At 44.8% G+C, this 16,743-nt stretch carries 15 protein-coding genes and 2 tRNA genes; 14 read left to right on the forward strand and 3 right to left on the reverse strand.

Features of this window, described 5'->3' with window-relative positions; all coding sequences use genetic code 11:
* Nucleotide 1 precedes the first annotated feature (1 nt).
* Both dacB and MKS89_RS02745 read right to left on the reverse strand, forming a co-directional pair.
* Nucleotides 2–1,453 carry a serine-type D-Ala-D-Ala carboxypeptidase gene (dacB, locus tag MKS89_RS02740; protein ID WP_072961390.1) on the reverse strand — a complete coding sequence of 484 codons (1,452 nt, stop codon included), beginning with the start codon at nucleotides 1,451–1,453 and terminating at the stop codon, nucleotides 2–4.
* Between the two features lie 100 nt (nucleotides 1,454–1,553).
* Nucleotides 1,554–2,576 (reverse strand): porin, encoded by a 1,023-nt coding sequence (locus MKS89_RS02745; RefSeq protein ID WP_072961339.1) that lies wholly within the window; start codon nucleotides 2,574–2,576, stop codon nucleotides 1,554–1,556.
* Between the two features lie 587 nt (nucleotides 2,577–3,163).
* On the opposite strand from MKS89_RS02745, the gene greA reads away from it, so the two are divergent.
* Nucleotides 3,164–3,637 (forward strand): transcription elongation factor GreA, encoded by a 474-nt coding sequence (gene greA / locus MKS89_RS02750; RefSeq protein ID WP_072961336.1) that lies wholly within the window; start codon nucleotides 3,164–3,166, stop codon nucleotides 3,635–3,637.
* Between the two features lie 67 nt (nucleotides 3,638–3,704).
* Here the strand turns inward: greA and yhbY are convergent, their stop codons facing one another.
* Entirely contained in the window at nucleotides 3,705–4,001 is a 297-nt protein-coding gene (gene yhbY / locus MKS89_RS02755) for a ribosome assembly RNA-binding protein YhbY (protein WP_021020609.1), read from the reverse strand.
* 122 nt (nucleotides 4,002–4,123) lie between these two features.
* Here yhbY and rlmE point away from each other — a divergent pair, with 122 nt between their 5' ends.
* From rlmE to rpsO, 13 genes are all read left to right on the forward strand, one after another.
* A complete protein-coding gene (gene rlmE, locus MKS89_RS02760; RefSeq protein ID WP_072961387.1) occupies nucleotides 4,124–4,753 on the forward strand; it encodes a 23S rRNA (uridine(2552)-2'-O)-methyltransferase RlmE in 630 nt (209 codons plus the stop codon).
* Nucleotides 4,754–4,851: 98 nt separating this feature from the next.
* The gene (gene ftsH / locus MKS89_RS02765) at nucleotides 4,852–6,813 is read left to right on the forward strand and encodes an ATP-dependent zinc metalloprotease FtsH (protein WP_072961333.1); all 1,962 of its coding nucleotides are present in this window, start codon (nucleotides 4,852–4,854) and stop codon (nucleotides 6,811–6,813) included.
* Nucleotides 6,814–6,875: 62 nt separating this feature from the next.
* On the forward strand, nucleotides 6,876–7,709 hold the full coding sequence (gene folP, locus MKS89_RS02770; protein ID WP_072961331.1) for a dihydropteroate synthase: 834 nt from the start codon (nucleotides 6,876–6,878) through the stop codon (nucleotides 7,707–7,709).
* Between the two features lie 19 nt (nucleotides 7,710–7,728).
* Complete coding sequence (gene glmM, locus MKS89_RS02775) at nucleotides 7,729–9,069, forward strand: phosphoglucosamine mutase (RefSeq protein ID WP_072961328.1); 1,341 nt, start codon at nucleotides 7,729–7,731, stop codon at nucleotides 9,067–9,069.
* Between the two features lie 255 nt (nucleotides 9,070–9,324).
* Nucleotides 9,325–9,666 (forward strand): preprotein translocase subunit SecG, encoded by a 342-nt coding sequence (secG, locus tag MKS89_RS02780; protein ID WP_072961326.1) that lies wholly within the window; start codon nucleotides 9,325–9,327, stop codon nucleotides 9,664–9,666.
* A gap of 10 nt (nucleotides 9,667–9,676) precedes the next feature.
* Nucleotides 9,677–9,760: transfer RNA gene (locus tag MKS89_RS02785), tRNA-Leu, on the forward strand.
* Nucleotides 9,761–9,818: 58 nt separating this feature from the next.
* Nucleotides 9,819–9,895 (forward strand) — tRNA-Met (locus tag MKS89_RS02790).
* 235 nt (nucleotides 9,896–10,130) lie between these two features.
* Complete coding sequence (gene rimP / locus MKS89_RS02795; RefSeq protein ID WP_072961323.1) at nucleotides 10,131–10,586, forward strand: ribosome maturation factor RimP; 456 nt, start codon at nucleotides 10,131–10,133, stop codon at nucleotides 10,584–10,586.
* 21 nt (nucleotides 10,587–10,607) lie between these two features.
* Nucleotides 10,608–12,095 (forward strand): transcription termination factor NusA, encoded by a 1,488-nt coding sequence (gene nusA, locus MKS89_RS02800; protein ID WP_072961320.1) that lies wholly within the window; start codon nucleotides 10,608–10,610, stop codon nucleotides 12,093–12,095.
* A gap of 24 nt (nucleotides 12,096–12,119) precedes the next feature.
* Nucleotides 12,120–14,822: a translation initiation factor IF-2 gene (gene infB, locus MKS89_RS02805; RefSeq protein WP_072961318.1), complete on the forward strand. Its 2,703-nt coding sequence runs from the start codon at nucleotides 12,120–12,122 to the stop codon at nucleotides 14,820–14,822.
* 123 nt (nucleotides 14,823–14,945) lie between these two features.
* Nucleotides 14,946–15,341: a 30S ribosome-binding factor RbfA gene (rbfA, locus tag MKS89_RS02810; protein WP_072961316.1), complete on the forward strand. Its 396-nt coding sequence runs from the start codon at nucleotides 14,946–14,948 to the stop codon at nucleotides 15,339–15,341.
* On the forward strand, nucleotides 15,341–16,279 hold the full coding sequence (gene truB, locus MKS89_RS02815) for a tRNA pseudouridine(55) synthase TruB (protein ID WP_072961314.1): 939 nt from the start codon (nucleotides 15,341–15,343) through the stop codon (nucleotides 16,277–16,279). The genes rbfA and truB overlap by 1 nt, the downstream gene beginning before the upstream one ends.
* 131 nt (nucleotides 16,280–16,410) lie before the next feature.
* Nucleotides 16,411–16,680: a 30S ribosomal protein S15 gene (gene rpsO, locus MKS89_RS02820; RefSeq protein ID WP_027694233.1), complete on the forward strand. Its 270-nt coding sequence runs from the start codon at nucleotides 16,411–16,413 to the stop codon at nucleotides 16,678–16,680.
* The last annotated feature ends 63 nt before the right edge of the window (nucleotides 16,681–16,743 follow it).

The following is a 16,743-nucleotide window of genomic DNA, read 5'->3' on the forward strand; positions in this document are numbered from 1 at the left end:
GTTATGATTCAGGCTTTATATTTGAGAGGTACGATTTCTTTTGCTGACTCATCTGAATGATATCCCGATACAGTTGTTCTTCAAACTGCTCTAGTGGTGACGGCGTTTGAACGGTTTCTGCTTTATCATCATCAGGGAAGTAGTCGGTGACAAACTGGACGAAAAGCACCTGAGGCTGCCCTTTTTTATCCAGTCCATATCCCGCCATATTATAACTGCCATATAGCGAGCCGCTTTTGGCACTCAAATGACCTCTGACAATCGAAGAACGCATACTTTTCCGGTATTTCAGCGTACCGCTTTGTCCTGCAACCGGTAACAACTCGATCAGATGAAGTGATGCATCATGCTGCCAAATATAATGTAAAACCTCAGCCATTTGATTGGCGGTTACTCGGTTATTGCGTGACAACCCAGAACCATCAACCAGTTGTGCACTTTTAAGGTCAATGCCTGCTTTGGCATATAAGATTTGTTTGATTGCTTCTGTGCCGTTGGCAAAACTGCCCGCCTGAACAAAAAATTGATGACCCAATGTTTTCGTCACATTATTCGCAATTAGGTTATCAGACTCTTTCAGCATCGTATCAAGTAACTCAACGAGCGGTTTAGATGTATGTTGAACTAGGGCTTGTTGTAATGGTTTTGGGGGGCGTCCGACGATCACTTCTCCCGTGAGCGTGATCCCCAGGTGATTCAGAATTCTGTAAACGATACGAGTCGCGTAAAGGCTGGGATTCTGGATCGCAAATTTTAAGGGGAGCGGTGAATTTCGCTGAACCAGACATCCTGAAAGGCGATAGTTGTTTTCGGCACGACTACGTAGCTCAAGATCGCACAGCTGTTGTTTTTGTTCTTGTGATGAGACGGTTTTCGCCTGAGTCGTTACATAAATGGGGTATTGTTCAGGAATATAAACACGAGTATTGCCATCTTTTTGTGTATAAATTGAGCCGGGCACACAGTTTTCGTCTAACACGATGACACTCGATGGGGCGCTGTAACATACCCCCAGAATATCCCACGGCCAGCCGACAGCCCTTTCATAGCCGCTGAATAACGAATTATCGAGCCACAAGTTACCCTCAATTTTTTTGATACCTTGCTGTTTCAACGTCACAAACATGTGTTTCAAGTCATGGGTTGTGAGCTGTGGATCACCACTAAATTGGAGCACCCAATCATGGTCTGCTTTGCCTAATAAAGTCTTGAAACGAAATTGATCGCCCAGTTCTAATTTAGCAGCCAGTGCAGTAATCAGTTTCATGGTGCTGGCGGGGGGATAGAATGACAGACTATCGGTATCGACTTCTCGCAGGGGCGTATCCAGTTGTTCAACAATCAGAGCGGTTCTGCTGGTCGGTGGTAACAGACTGGCATAAGGTGTCGCCTGAGCGGCGCACAATTCAGCGCTCAGAACAAAACAGGTAATAGTAAACAGAAGCGTCCGCAGCACAAAGCAACCTAATATAATGATGTTATGTGACTAGTATAACCAGATAAAAAAACGCCCGCTAGCGCGGGCGTTTTAAGAGTATTGAATCTGGTTCAGATTAGAAGTCGTAGCGTAGACCTACAACCATATCATCTTCAGTACCATTATCACCAATTGCGCTACCGGCAAGGTCAACATCATCTTTATCAAGCATATTGATGTTGTAAGACACATAGCTGCGGAAGTTTGGCTGGAAGTAATAAGCAACTTCTAGAGCAAGATAATTAGCTACATCTTTATCTGTTTCGCCATAGTTATATGTGGCGATCAGTTTAGTTTTGTCGATGGTATAAGAAGCTGCTAGTTCATAACCGTCGTAGTTATCCTTACCAGCTGCATCGAAATCGATGTGGCTGTACAATGCTGACAGGTATAGATCATTCAGGGTATAAGCAACTGTGGCAACGATTTGATTGTCGTCGTTTTGCGCACCGTAACCTAAACCTAAATCAACACCGATATTTGCCAGTGCATAAGTGGCAGACAGACCATAACCATCTTGATCATTATTATCAATAGTGTCAGTTGTTGCGTTCTCAATACGGTCAGCGAAACGATATTCAGCAAAAACATTCAGATTGTCAAATGAACCCGCATATTTTAATTGGTTATCGACACGATCAAGCGCAACTAATTTTTTAACTGCGTTGTCACCGTGATATGACATGATATCAGTAAAATCAGACAGCGGAGTCAATACGCCGTCTTGTTTACCATAAGTAACGACACCGTATGTACCACCCAGGCCAGCATAAGCATAACGAGTGTCGAAATCACTATTCTCGTCGTTTTTCAGCGTATGAACCGTTGGAGTAGTAGGATCTTGTTTGCCATCATTAGATGTAAATTGACCTTCAAAATAGCCTAATCCATACAGATTATCGTTGATTTCTTGTTTACCTAAGAAACCCAAACGAGCACGAGATTCGTCTGATGCATCGCCATCTTTCAGAGAAAGAATGCCTTCGACACGTCCTTTCATCGTTAGGGATGTGCCGTCTTGGTTGTATAGTTCACCAGCGTTCACGCCAGTTGCCACTGCAGCACCTGCCACTGCAAGAGCGATCAGAGTTTTTTTCATCTTGTTAATCCTAAAATTTACTGTCCATAAACGTTGAAGAACATAATCGGTCTAACCTGTTAAGCCCTGTTAAGCGAGGTATCGGAGCGACTATCGTCCATCATCTGTAATGCGAATGCGCGCAACGTAGCGTAAATATAAAACTACGAAACATTGAACTTTTCGCCTTTTTCGTAGCCTAGTTGTACATGCAAAGGTGGGGATGAAGTTAGTAAAATGATATAAATCGACGCGATGAACGGTATTTTTTGAATATAAATAAATATCAAGTATTTGTTTTTAAATGATTTTTTATGCATGTCATAAAGTTCCGTTACTTGAAAAATTTAATCTATATTTATTTTTTTTTACGACTTTTGCTTCATATTTAGAATAATGTTCTGTGGCATGGATCAATTTTCTATATGGGTAAGTCAGTGTTCAGGTTTGGCGGTGTCAAAGATTTCTAAATTGAGGTCTTGAATTTAGATGATTTCACGACCAACTTTGTTTACACTGAGATAATCAATTTGAATGAAAAACTACCTAATCCTTGGGATTGGGTAGTTTTGTTTTGTCCAAAGATAACTTTGGTTTCGAGGTATAAAATGGAAAAAGTTCCAATGACGGTTCGTGGCGAGCAACTCCTTCGTGAAGAGCTTGACCGACTCCTGAAATTAAGGCCAAAGATTTCACAGGCGATTGCTGAAGCTCGTGAACTGGGAGATCTGAAGGAAAATGCAGAGTATCATGCAGCCCGGGAAGAACAGGGAATCTGTGAAGCCCAAATTCGTGATATCGAATATAAACTCTCCGTAGCTCAAGTGATTGATGTGACTAAGCTTGATAATTCCGGCAAAATTATTTTTGGTTCAACGGTCACGTTGGTCGATGTGGAAACCGATGAAGAAAAAAGTTACCAGATTGTCGGTGATGATGAAGCCGATATAAAAGCGGGACGTATTTCAGTCAGTTCTCCGATTGCCCGGGGGCTGATTGGCAAGGTTGAAGGGGATGAAGTCACCATCGTCACTCCCGGTGGTGAAAAAACTTTCGATATCGATAGCGTCGAATATAAGTAAAAACGGCAATGATGATTGATCGATATTTTGCTGCAATGTAATAAAAAAGCCGCTTCAGCGGCTTTTTTTACTTTCTGGGAATTTCAATTCTTCGCTGTTCTGAAGGACGATATAACACCAGCACTTTGCCGATGGTTTGAATTTTTTCAGCACCGGTTTCGCGAATAATTGCATCAATAATCAGCTGCTTGGTTTCCCGATCTTCTGAGACAACTTTGACTTTGATTAATTCGTGATGATCAAGTGCAATCTCGATCTCTGCAAGCACGGCTTCTGTCAGGCCATTTGCGCCCATGAGAACGACGGGTTTCAAATGGTGGGCTAAGCCCTTTAAATGCTGTTTTTGTTTTGTGCTTAGGTTCATGATGCAGCCAATTTAATTTACTATATTAGGGTTGAAAACAACTATTTTAGCGCCATCTATGGAAGATGACCACATCTTCCGTCCTTTGTTTATCTGGTGAAGTGATTTGTATTGGAACAGAAATGAGTAAAAATAAGCATTCTGCGAGCTCAGGCCGATGGCTGAAAGAGCATTTTGATGATAAATATGTAAATGATGCGAAGAAGAAAGGTTATCGTTCCCGTGCTATCTTCAAACTAGAAGAGATCCAAGGGAAAGATAAACTGCTCAAACCTGGCATGACCGTGGTTGATTTGGGCGCAGCCCCTGGTGGGTGGTCTCAATATGCCGTGAATATTGTCGGTGATTCGGGGCAGGTTATCGCGTGTGATATTTTACCGATGGATTCGATTGCCGGCGTTGCCTTTCTTCAAGGGGACTTTCGGGAAGAGGCCATTCTAAATGCCTTACTCGATAGAATTTCTCCGAACCTTGTCGATGTCGTGATGTCTGATATGGCACCGAATATGGCTGGAAATTTATCCGTTGATCAGCCCAGAGCAATGTATTTGGTAGAATTGGCTCTCGACATGTGTCGACAAGTACTTGCTGAGAATGGTAGCTTTATCGTCAAGGTGTTTCAGGGAGAAGGCTTTGACCAATACGTGAAAGATGTCCGGTCACTGTTTAAAGTGGTAAAAATAAGAAAACCAGACTCATCGAGAGCACGCTCTCGGGAAGTCTATATTGTAGCAACTGGTTACAAAGGGTAACCATTTACGGGGCTCGGGCGTTACCGATACGGTAGCGACATACTATAATCTGTAGTACCCTACCTTTAATTACAACTAGTTATCGCGAGGCTTACACCTTGAGTGACATGGCAAAAAATTTAATATTATGGCTGGTTATCGCCGTTGTCTTAATGTCCGTATTTCAGAGCTTTGGCCCTGGAGATAATAGTGGCAGGGCGGTTGACTACACCACTTTCGTAAAAGAAGTAGGGCAGGGTCAAATTCAGGAAGCTCAATTCAAAGATAGTGAGATTACTTTTACCCGCCGAGGCAGTAGTACTCATTATGTCACGTACATGCCAGTGTACGATCAGAAGCTACTCGATGATCTGATTAATCAGAATGTAAAAGTTCAAGGGACACCTCCTGAAGAACAAAGCTTACTGGGGACAATTTTCATCTCTTGGTTCCCGATGATTCTCTTGATCGGTGTCTGGATCTTCTTTATGCGACAGATGCAGGGCGGTGGTGGTAAAGGTGCCATGTCGTTCGGCAAGAGCAAAGCCCGCATGATGACGGAAGAGCAGATTAAAACAACGTTCGGTGACGTTGCTGGTTGTGATGAAGCGAAAGAAGATGTGAAAGAGCTTGTCGATTACCTGCGTGATCCGAGCCGTTTCCAAAAACTTGGCGGAAAAATTCCAACCGGCGTTTTAATGGTTGGTCCTCCGGGTACCGGGAAAACGTTGCTGGCGAAGGCGATTGCCGGCGAAGCGAAAGTTCCTTTCTTTACCATTTCAGGTTCTGATTTTGTTGAAATGTTCGTTGGGGTCGGTGCTTCTCGGGTCAGAGATATGTTTGAGCAAGCCAAAAAGGCTTCTCCTTGTATTATATTCATCGATGAAATTGATGCTGTCGGGCGTCAGCGCGGCGCAGGTGTCGGTGGTGGACACGATGAACGTGAACAGACATTGAACCAGATGTTGGTTGAAATGGATGGTTTTGAAGGGCACGAAGGCATCATTGTTATCGCTGCAACCAACCGTCCGGATGTATTGGACCCAGCGTTGTTACGTCCCGGTCGTTTCGACCGTCAGGTTGTGGTTGGACTGCCGGATATCCGTGGGCGTGAACAAATCCTGAAAGTTCACATGCGTAAAGTGCCTATTTCTAATGATGTCAATGCTTCACTGATTGCTCGTGGTACACCAGGATTCTCAGGCGCGGACTTGGCCAACTTGGTCAATGAAGCCGCACTGTTTGCGGCGCGTGGGAATAAACGCAATGTCTCGATGGTTGAGTTTGAACTGGCGAAAGACAAAATTATGATGGGTGCTGAGCGGCGTTCCATGGTGATGTCAGAGGAAATCAAAGCATCAACAGCATATCATGAAGCTGGACACGCGATTGTCGGACGTTTGGTCCCAGAGCATGACCCGGTGTATAAAGTATCGATTATTCCGCGTGGTCGGGCTCTAGGTGTCACGATGTACTTACCGGAGCAAGATCGCATCAGTATGTCTCGGCAACATCTGGAATCGATGATTTCCAGCCTTTATGGTGGACGTTTGGCTGAAGAACTGATTTATGGTGTGGATAAAGTATCAACTGGTGCGTCGAACGATATTGAGCGCGCGACTGATATTGCACGTAAAATGGTGACTCAGTGGGGATTCTCGGAAAAATTAGGTCCGTTGTTATATACCGAAGAAGAGGGTGAAGTCTTTCTTGGTCGGAGTGTGACAAAAACGAAGCACATGTCTGATGATACGGCAAAGCTGATCGATGACGAGATTCGGAAGATTATTGACCGAAACTACGAGAGAGCGAAAAAAATCCTGTTGGATAATATGGATATCATGCATTCGATGAAAGATGCTTTGATGAAGTATGAAACAATCGATGCAGGCCAGATCGATGATTTGATGGAGCGAAAATCTGAAATTAGAGACCCAGCCGGATGGGTTGAACAGGATTTAAACGCTCAGGAAAAAAAGAAGTCTACTGAACCGAAAAATGATACGACACCTGATGACCCTCAAAATGAGGAACAACAGGACAAATCAGATAGTGATGATCAAAGTGGACGAACTGAGTAAATCGTTTTGTTGCTGAAAAAAAGCCCCGGTATTGTCGGGGCTTTTGCTATTATGGGAGTATTATGGATATTCGGACATCCAATAAAACCTTAAGTTTAAGTGAGCCTCAGGTGATGGGGATTTTGAATACGACGCCTGATTCTTTTTCTGATGGCGGGCGGTTTGTCTCTCTGAAGCAAGCACTAGCTCATGCAGACTCGATGATTCAGGCTGGTGCGACGATTATTGATGTCGGGGGGGAATCAACTCGTCCCGGTGCTGCTGAAGTGACCGTTGAAGAAGAATTAAACCGAGTGATTCCTGTTGTCCGTGCTATTCGAGAAAAGTACCCGGACATATGGATTTCTGTTGATACAAGTAAAGCTGAAGTCATGCAGCAGAGCATTGATGCCGGTGCAGATCTGATTAATGATATTCGTTCACTTCAGGAGCCGGGCGCATTAGCTGTTGTCGCGAAAGCGGATATTCCTGTTTGTTTAATGCATATGCAAGGGCAGCCCGGAACTATGCAGGAACGTCCTGAATATCGTGATGTTATTCAGGAAGTCTACACGTTTTTGAAGGACAGAATTGCCGTATGCGAGGAAGCTGGTATACGACGAGAAAATATTATTCTTGATCCTGGCTTTGGATTTGGTAAAACCCTTGCGCATAATTACCATTTATTAGCCAATCTAAACACCTTTCATCAGTTTGGTCTGCCGCTGTTGATTGGTCTGTCCAGAAAATCGATGTTGCATAAATTTCTGGGCAAACACCCCGCTGATTGCATGGTCGCAAGTGTGGTTTGTGCCGCGGTTGCTGCAATGCAAGGCGCACAGATCTTTCGGGTTCATGATGTTGATGAAACCGTTGAAGCGATGAAAATAATCAGTATGATTCAAGCCAATCAATGATAAGAAAATAGGAATATCGATGTCGAATCACAGGCGTTATTTTGGTACCGACGGCGTCCGAGGAAAGGTCGGACAATTCCCTATCACTCCTGATTTTGTGATGAAGCTTGGATGGGCTGCCGGTCGGGTTCTATCGAAACAGGGAACCCGTAAAGTGATTATCGGAAAGGATACTCGCATCTCCGGCTATATGTTGGAGTCAGCTCTGGAAGCTGGTTTAGCTGCGGCCGGGCTCGAAGCAACGTTAACTGGCCCGATGCCCACACCGGCAGTTGCCTATCTGACACAAACCTTTCGTGCTGAAGCCGGAATCGTGATTTCTGCATCTCATAATCCATATGATGATAACGGCATTAAATTTTTTTCCTCTGAGGGAACAAAGCTGCCTGATGAGGTGGAGCTCGAAATTGAACAAGAGCTGGATAAGGTGATTGAGTGTGTTCCTTCAGCTGAATTAGGTAAAGCGTCACGTCTAACTGATGCTGCCGGGCGTTATATCGAGTTTTGCAAGAGTACTTTCCCATCCAGTCTAAGCTTGGCTGGATTAAAAATTGTTGTCGATTGTGCTCATGGCGCAACTTATCATATTGCACCAAGTGTTTTCAGAGAGTTGGGTGCAGATGTCATTGCTATTGGCGTGAATCCAAATGGTTTAAACATCAATGAACAGGTCGGTGCGACCGATATTCGCGCGCTCCAGCATAAAGTACTGGAAGAAAAAGCAGATATCGGATTGGCATTTGATGGCGACGGTGATCGTATTATCATGGTTGACGCATTGGGACGCAAAGTCGATGGCGACCAAATTGCCTATATCATTGCTCGTTACCTACTGCGCAAAGGAGAGCTGAAAGGTGGTGTTGTCGGGACGTTGATGACGAACCTCGGTATGGAGGTTGCGTTGAAACAACTGGGAATCCCCTTTGCCCGGGCTGCTGTCGGTGACCGGTATGTTATGGAAAAACTGTTGGAGAAAAACTGGAAAATCGGGGCAGAGAACTCAGGACATGTGATCTTATTGGATAAGATGACAACCGGAGATGCAATTGTAGCTGCGCTACAGGTTTTGACCGCTGTTGTGGATAGTGAGATGTCACTGAGTGAATTATCCAACGGTATGAAGCTTTTCCCTCAGGTACTGGAAAATGTCCGTTTCAGTGGCGATTCCAATCCACTCGATGCTGAGGCAGTGAAACAATGTGTTGAGGCAGTTGAAGCTGAACTAGGCGATAAAGGTCGGGTGCTGTTGAGAAAATCAGGCACTGAACCGTTACTTCGCGTGATGGTTGAGGGTGAAGATGAAGCACTCGTTCGGGAATCTGCATTGAAGATTGCTGACGTCGTGAAGTCAAATTGTTGAATGATCGAAAGGAACCGTTAAAATGACGGTTCCTGCCATCTGAATTTCTCCTTTCTGAATGATGAAAATACTGCAGTTGTCCCTTTTTTAACCGCTTAACCATGAATTTGAAAAAAAAGTAATTTATCCTCTTGCCAGTTTTCAATCCTTTCGTTAGTATTGCCCCCACTTCCGATACGGAGGTCGCTAGCCTAGTTCAAGTCGATAGATAAGAACGGCGCTGGCTCAACAATTTGGAACATAGGTGGATATGTTATGTTTACAGTTCTACTTGTGATTTACCTGTTGGCAGCGGTTGCTATCATCGGATTGGTGTTGATTCAACAAGGTAAAGGCGCAGATATGGGAGCCTCATTTGGGGCCGGTGCTTCAAATACAGTATTTGGTGCCGGTGGCTCTGGAAATTTCTTGACCCGAATGACTGCAATTTTTGCAATTGTATTCTTAATCGTTAGTCTGGTTTTAGGGAATTTATCAACACATAAAGCGAAGTCGCAATGGGTTGATCCCGCTCAGGATAAAGTAGTTCAAGAGCAAACAAAGACTGATGACGGTGTTCCTGCTGACGACTCAAACGGCAGTGAAATACCACAGTAAGAAGAATTTAGCCGAGATGGTGAAATTGGTAGACACACTAGCATGAGGTGCTAGCGCCTATGGTGTGAGGGTTCGAGTCCCTCTCTCGGCACCATTATTCTTTACAAACTTGTAAATGAAGATTGAGAGCGTATAATGCTCAGCAAGTCGGACGCGGGGTGGAGCAGTTTGGTAGCTCGTCGGGCTCATAACCCGAAGGTCGTCGGTTCAAATCCGGCCCCCGCAACCAATTCTTGAATTGGTTGTTGCAGGTTTGATAGTGAGAAGGTTTATCTCACTATATGTTAAGACACTGTCTTAACATTCAGGGTCCAGCATAGATAAAAACCCCGACTATCGGGGTTTTTTATTATCTGATTCTTGTGTATGAGCAGCAATCACTGTTCATATATCGAAGATTTGGTCTGTTTGCTTGGAATTGAAATTGGGCTCATAGCCCTTTTTTTGTTTCTGGAGTCGTTTAAATGACAGGGTTAGAAAAACAACTTTCTGAATTACTTGAAGCACCTGTTGTTGCTGCAGGTTATGAATTAGTCGGATTAGAATTTGTTCGTGCCGGAGCACATTCGACACTACGAATTTATATTGATCACGACAACGGTATTACTGTGGATGACTGTGCTGAGGTTAGTCGTCAGGTCAGTGCTGTGCTTGATGTAGAAGATCCTATTTCTGTGGCCTATAACCTTGAAGTTTCTTCACCTGGCATGGACAGACCTTTATTTAAATCTGAACACTATGAACAATTTATTGGTCACGAGGTCAATATTGTTTTGAAAATGGCTGTTGGAAACCGCCGCAAATGGAAAGGTATCATCCAATCGGTTGATGGTGAAACCATTGTGGTTACTGTTGATGGGCAAGAAGAACCATTCGCGCTCAGCAATATTTCAAAAGCTAATCTGATCCCTAAATTTTAAGTCTTAAAGAGGCTGGAAATAATGAGTAAAGAAATTTTAGCGGTAGTTGAGGCGGTTTCAAACGAGAAGGCTGTTCCTCGTGAACGTATTTTTGAAGCGCTTGAAACTGCGTTAGCAACCTCGACTAAGAAAAAATACGAAATTGATATTGATGTTCGCGTTGAGATTGATAGAAAGACCGGAGAGTTTGAAACTTTCCGTCGCTGGTTGGTTGTAGAAGAAGTTCAGAATCCGACCAAAGAGATTTCAGTCGAAGCAGCTCAATTTGATGATGACTCGATTGAGCTGGGTGATTTTATTGAAGATCAAATTGAATCGGTTAAGTTTGACCGAATCACGACTCAGACGGCAAAACAGGTTATTGTCCAGAAAGTTCGTGAAGCTGAACGGGCACAGATTGTTGAGCAGTTTATTGATAATGAAGGTGAGCTTGTCACCGGTGCAGTAAAGAAAGTTAACCGAGATAGTATTATTCTTGATCTCGGCAATAACGCAGAAGCTGTGATTTTGCGTGAAGATCAACTTCCCCGAGAAAACTTCCGTCCTGGTGACCGCGTTCGTGGCCTGCTTTATGCGGTTAGACCTGAAGCGCGTGGGTTCCAGCTCTTCATCACTCGTTCTAAGCCTGAAATGTTGGCTGAATTATTCCGTGTTGAAGTCCCTGAGATTGGTGAAGAATTAATTGAGCTGAAAGCCGCATCTCGCGACCCGGGTTCAAGAGCTAAAATCGCAGTGAAAACCAACGATAAGCGCATTGACCCAGTTGGTGCATGTGTTGGGATGCGTGGGGCCCGGGTTCAGGCGGTTTCCGGTGAATTGGGTGGTGAGCGTATTGATATCGTGTTGTGGGACGATAACCCAGCTCAATTTGTAATTAATGCAATGGCGCCAGCTGATGTTGCTTCTATCATCGTTGATGAAGATGCCCATTCGATGGACATTGCTGTTGAAGCCGACAATCTAGCTCAGGCGATTGGCCGTAGCGGACAGAATGTTCGTTTGGCCTCTCAGTTGACTGGCTGGGAACTCAATGTGATGACCGTAGAAGATCTTCAGAAGAAACATCAAGAAGAGTCAACTGAGTCAATTGAGTTGTTTATGAAGCATCTGGCTATTGAGCAGGACTTTGCCGAATTGTTGGTTGAAGAAGGCTTCTCTACATTAGAAGAAGTTGCCTATGTACCGGTGAATGAGTTGCTTGAGGTTGACGGGTTGGATGAAGACCTTGTTGAAGAATTGCGTACTCGTGCAAAAGATGCACTGACAACTCTTGCTTTGGCCAGAGAAGAATCACTGGATGGAGGTGAGCCCGCTGAGGACCTGCTAAATCTATCTGGTCTTGAGCGTGATATGGCTTACAAACTGGCAGCAAAAGGAGTGATTACTCTTGAAGATTTGGCTGACCAGGGAATTGATGATCTTGAAGGTATAGAAGGACTGACAGAAGAACGCGCTGGAGAATTGATTATGGCTGCGCGTAATATTTGTTGGTTTGGCGAAGACGCGTAATTTTCAGCAAGGGGAGAAAGCGGCATGACAGAACTTACAGTTAAAGCACTGAGTGAAGAGATTGGTACACCAGTTGACCGCTTATTAGAGCAACTTGCTGACGCAGGAATGACAAAAACGGGATCGGATAGTGTTTCTGAAGATGAAAAACAGAAACTGTTAACTTTCCTTCGTAAAGAGCATGGTGGCAGCTCTTCAAAGGACGAACCGACTCGTTTAACATTACAGCGAAAAACTCGCAGCACACTCAGTGTGAATGCGGGAGGTGGTAAAAGTAAGAATGTTCAGGTTGAAGTGCGCAAAAAACGTACGTATGTTAAGCGTAGTGCAATCGAAGATGAAGCGAAACGTCAGGCAGAAGAAGCAGCCCAGCGTGAAGCTGAAGAGAAAGCCAAGTTAGACGCTGAAAAAGCAAGATTAGAAGCTCAAGCGAAGCGTGAAGCTGAAGAACAAGCGAAACGGGAAGCTGAAGAGCAGATGAAGCGTGAAGCCGAAGAAAAAGCGAAGCGTGAAGAGAAACACAGTCAGAAAGTTGAACTTTCTGATGAAGAGAAATCCAAGCAAGAGGCAGCGCGACAAGAAGCCGAAGCACTGATGCGTCGTCAGGAAGAAGAGTTGAGACGTAAAGCTGAAGAGGAAAGTCAGCGTCAGCTCGAAAAAGCGCGTGAATTGGCTGAAAAGAATCAAGAGCGTTGGTCTGCTGCAGAAGAGAAAAAAGGTGCTATGGAAGACGAAACTACAGATTACCATCTAACTACTTCCCGTTATGCCCAAGAGGCAGAAGACGAAGCAGACCGTCGTGATGAAGGTAGTCGTCGCGCAAAAGCGAAGAAAAAAGCTTCTGCTCGCGATGAACAACGCCAAGAACGTGATATGCGTCCTCGCGGTGGAAAAGGTGGACGTAACTCGAATCGAGGTCGGGGAAAACCTTCGTCAATGCAGCAAGGTTTTGATAAAAATGCAACTGTTGCAAAATCTGACGTTGTTATCGGTGAAACAATTATTGTTTCCGAGCTGGCTCAGAAAATGTCAGTAAAAGGCACCGAAGTTATCAAAGTCATGATGAAAATGGGTGCGATGGCAACGATCAACCAAGTGATTGATCAGGAAACTGCACAGCTTGTTGCCGAAGAAATGGGTCACAAAGTGATTCTCCGTAAAGAAAATGAGCTGGAAGAAGCGGTTCTTTCTGATCGTGATAGCACTTCTGAAGCCGTTCCTCGTGCTCCCGTTGTTACCATTATGGGACACGTTGACCACGGGAAAACTTCAACACTGGATTATATTCGTCGTACGCACGTTGCATCTGGTGAAGCCGGTGGTATTACCCAGCATATCGGTGCTTATCACGTTGAAACTGACAACGGCATGATCACTTTCCTTGATACCCCGGGACACGCGGCATTTACGGCAATGCGTGCTCGTGGTGCTCAGGCAACGGATATCGTGGTGTTGGTCGTTGCGGCTGATGATGGTGTTATGCCTCAAACCATTGAAGCAATTCAGCACTCGAAAGCAGCGAAAGTTCCGCTAATTGTTGCCGTGAACAAGATTGATAAAGAAGATGCCAATCCAGACAACGTGAAAAATGAACTGGCACAATATGACATCATTCCTGAAGAATGGGGTGGTGAAAATATTTTCGTTCATATTTCTGCCAAGCAGGGAACAAACGTAGAGGCGTTGTTAGAAGCGATTCTTCTTCAAGCCGAAGTTCTGGAACTGACAGCTGTTGCTGACGGCATGGGAACCGGTGTTGTTGTCGAGTCTCGACTGGATAAAGGCCGTGGCCCTGTCGCAACGATTCTGGTTCAATCAGGCACAGTGCGTAAAGGCGATATCCTGCTTTGTGGTCAGGAGTATGGCCGAGTCAGAGCGATGCGTGACGAAGTTGGTGATGAAGTGCTGGAAGCTGGCCCATCAATTCCGGTTGAAGTGCTCGGTCTTTCTGGTGTTCCTGCTGCGGGTGATGAAGCGACTGTTGTGCGTGATGAACGTAAAGCGCGTGAAGTTGCGAACTACCGTCAGGGTAAATTCCGTGAAGTTAAACTGGCGCGTCAGCAGAAATCTAAACTAGAGAATATGTTCTCTAATATGACCGCTGGTGAAGTTGCTGAATTGAATATCGTGCTGAAAGCTGATGTTCAAGGATCGGTTGAAGCAATTACCGATGCATTGGTTAAACTTTCAACTGATGAAGTGAAAGTTAACATTGTTGGTTCCGGTGTGGGTGGTATTACAGAAACTGACGCGACACTGGCTGCGGCATCGAATGCAATTGTACTGGGCTTTAACGTCCGTGCTGATGCTTCTGCCCGTCGAACCATTGAAACAGAAAGCCTTGATCTGCGCTACTACTCCATCATCTATCAATTGATTGATGAAGTGAAACAGGCGATGAGCGGTATGTTGGCTCCTGAATTTAAACAGGAGATTATCGGTCTGGCTGAAGTCCGTGATGTATTCCGTTCTCCGAAACTGGGTGCTATCGCTGGCTGTATGGTTACTGAAGGACTGATCAAACGGAATAATCCTATTCGCGTGCTGCGTGATAACGTGGTCATTTATGAAGGTGAGTTGGAGTCACTCCGCCGCTTTAAAGATGATGTTGCAGAAGTGAAGAGTGGTTATGAATGTGGTGTCGGTGTGAAAAACTATAACGACGTCCGTGTTGGTGACCAGATCGAAGTCTTTGAGACAATTGAGATTAAACGGTCAATCGACTAACCGATATTGATGGTCAAGTGATATACCACACAATCGATTGTTGAATGTATCGTTGGTTGTTGAATACACCATGGGGGGTTGGCGAAGACCATCCCCCCATTCTTTCTATGAGAAAGTTTAAATATGGCAAAAGATTTTAGTCGTACGCAGCGCGTTTCTCAGCAGCTGCAAAAAGAGCTGGCAATGATATTGCAGCGTGAAATCAGAGATTCTCGCCTCGGTATGGTGACGATTTCTGAGGTAAAAGTTTCCCGGGACTTGGCTTATGCCAAAGTGTATGTTTCCTTCTTATGTGTAGGGGAACAGACACCGGAAAGTTGCCTGAAAGCGTTGAAAGGGCATGAATCTCATATTCGTATGATGTTAGGTAAGCGGATTCGTCTGCGTCTGACGCCTGAAGTCCGTTTTGTCTATGATGATACTTTGGTTGAAGGGATGCGGATGTCGAATCTGGTCAACCAAGCGGTTGATGAAGACAAACGGAAAAGGGATGAATTAGGTTCGGATGAGGAGGCGTAATGGCTCGTCGTCGGAAAGGTCGTCCGGTTGATGGCATCATTTTACTGGATAAGCCTACGGGGATTTCATCCAATGATGCCCTCCAGAAAGTGAAGCGTATTTTCTTTGCCGAGAAAGCCGGGCATACAGGCGCATTAGATCCTCTAGCGACGGGGATGCTACCGATTTGTCTGGGGGAAGCGACCAAGTTTTCCCAGTTTCTCCTCGATTCAGATAAGAAGTATCGAGTGATTGCAAAGCTGGGTGTTCGTACTAATACGTCGGATTCCGATGGTGAAATTGTTGAGACCCGGCCAGTTGAAATTTCTGAGTCGTTGTTGATGCAATCTATCGAGAAATTTAAAGGCGAAACAGCTCAAATTCCTTCGATGTTCTCTGCATTAAAGTATCAGGGGCGTCCTTTATATGAGTACGCACGGGAAGGTATCGAAGTTCCCAGAGAGTCACGTCAGATTACGGTTTATTCCATCGAACTGATCCGCCATGAAGCAGATGAAGTCGAGATGGAGATCCATTGTTCCAAAGGGACTTATATCCGTACCATCGTTGATGATCTTGGGGAAATGTTAGGCTGCGGTGCCCATGTGACATATTTACGTCGTACGGCTGTCGCACAATATCCGGCAGAGCGGATGGTCACTATCGAGGCGCTTGAACATATCCTTGAAGCCGCACGTGAACAGGATGTCGCCCCAAGAGTTTTGCTTGACCCGCTTCTGTTACCGATGGATTCAGCGGTTCAGTCATTACCTGAAGTGAATTTAATTCCTGATTTGGCCGAAATGGTCCAGAAAGGGCAGGCTGTGCAAGTTTTCGGTATACCAACAAGTGGTACGGTGCGTATGACCGTTGGTGAAGAACAACACTTTATTGGTGTTGGTGAAATTGATGATGACGGAAAAGTAGCGCCGAAACGGTTAGTCGTTTTTCGTGAATGAAATAGGGCTATTTTTCAAATGATTCGCTATTGCGGGGATAGGGAATATTCTCTATAATCCCCGCTCCTCGTGTCGGCTGAATCAGAGATTGGCTGACACAAACTAAAACTCTAACTCTTAGGAGAGAAATTATGTCTCTGAATGCAGAAACTAAAGCAGCAATCGTTGCTGATTACGCACGTGGCGAAGGCGACACTGGTTCACCAGAAGTTCAAGTTGCTCTATTGACAGCTTCAATCAACCACCTTCAAGGTCACTTCAAAGAACACAAAGGCGATCACCATAGCCGTCGTGGTCTTTTACGCATGGTTTCTCGTCGTCGTAAGCTTCTGGACTACCTGAAAGGTAAAAGTTTGGATCGTTACCACGACCTTATCCAACGTCTTGGCCTACGTCGCTAAGATTGGATTTGTACAAAAAAGGGGCGAAAGCCCCTTTTTTAATGGCTAAATTTAGCCAAAGGG

Origin of the sequence: Vibrio gazogenes, assembly GCF_023920225.1 — a bacterium.
GTDB lineage: Bacteria > Pseudomonadota > Gammaproteobacteria > Enterobacterales > Vibrionaceae > Vibrio > Vibrio gazogenes.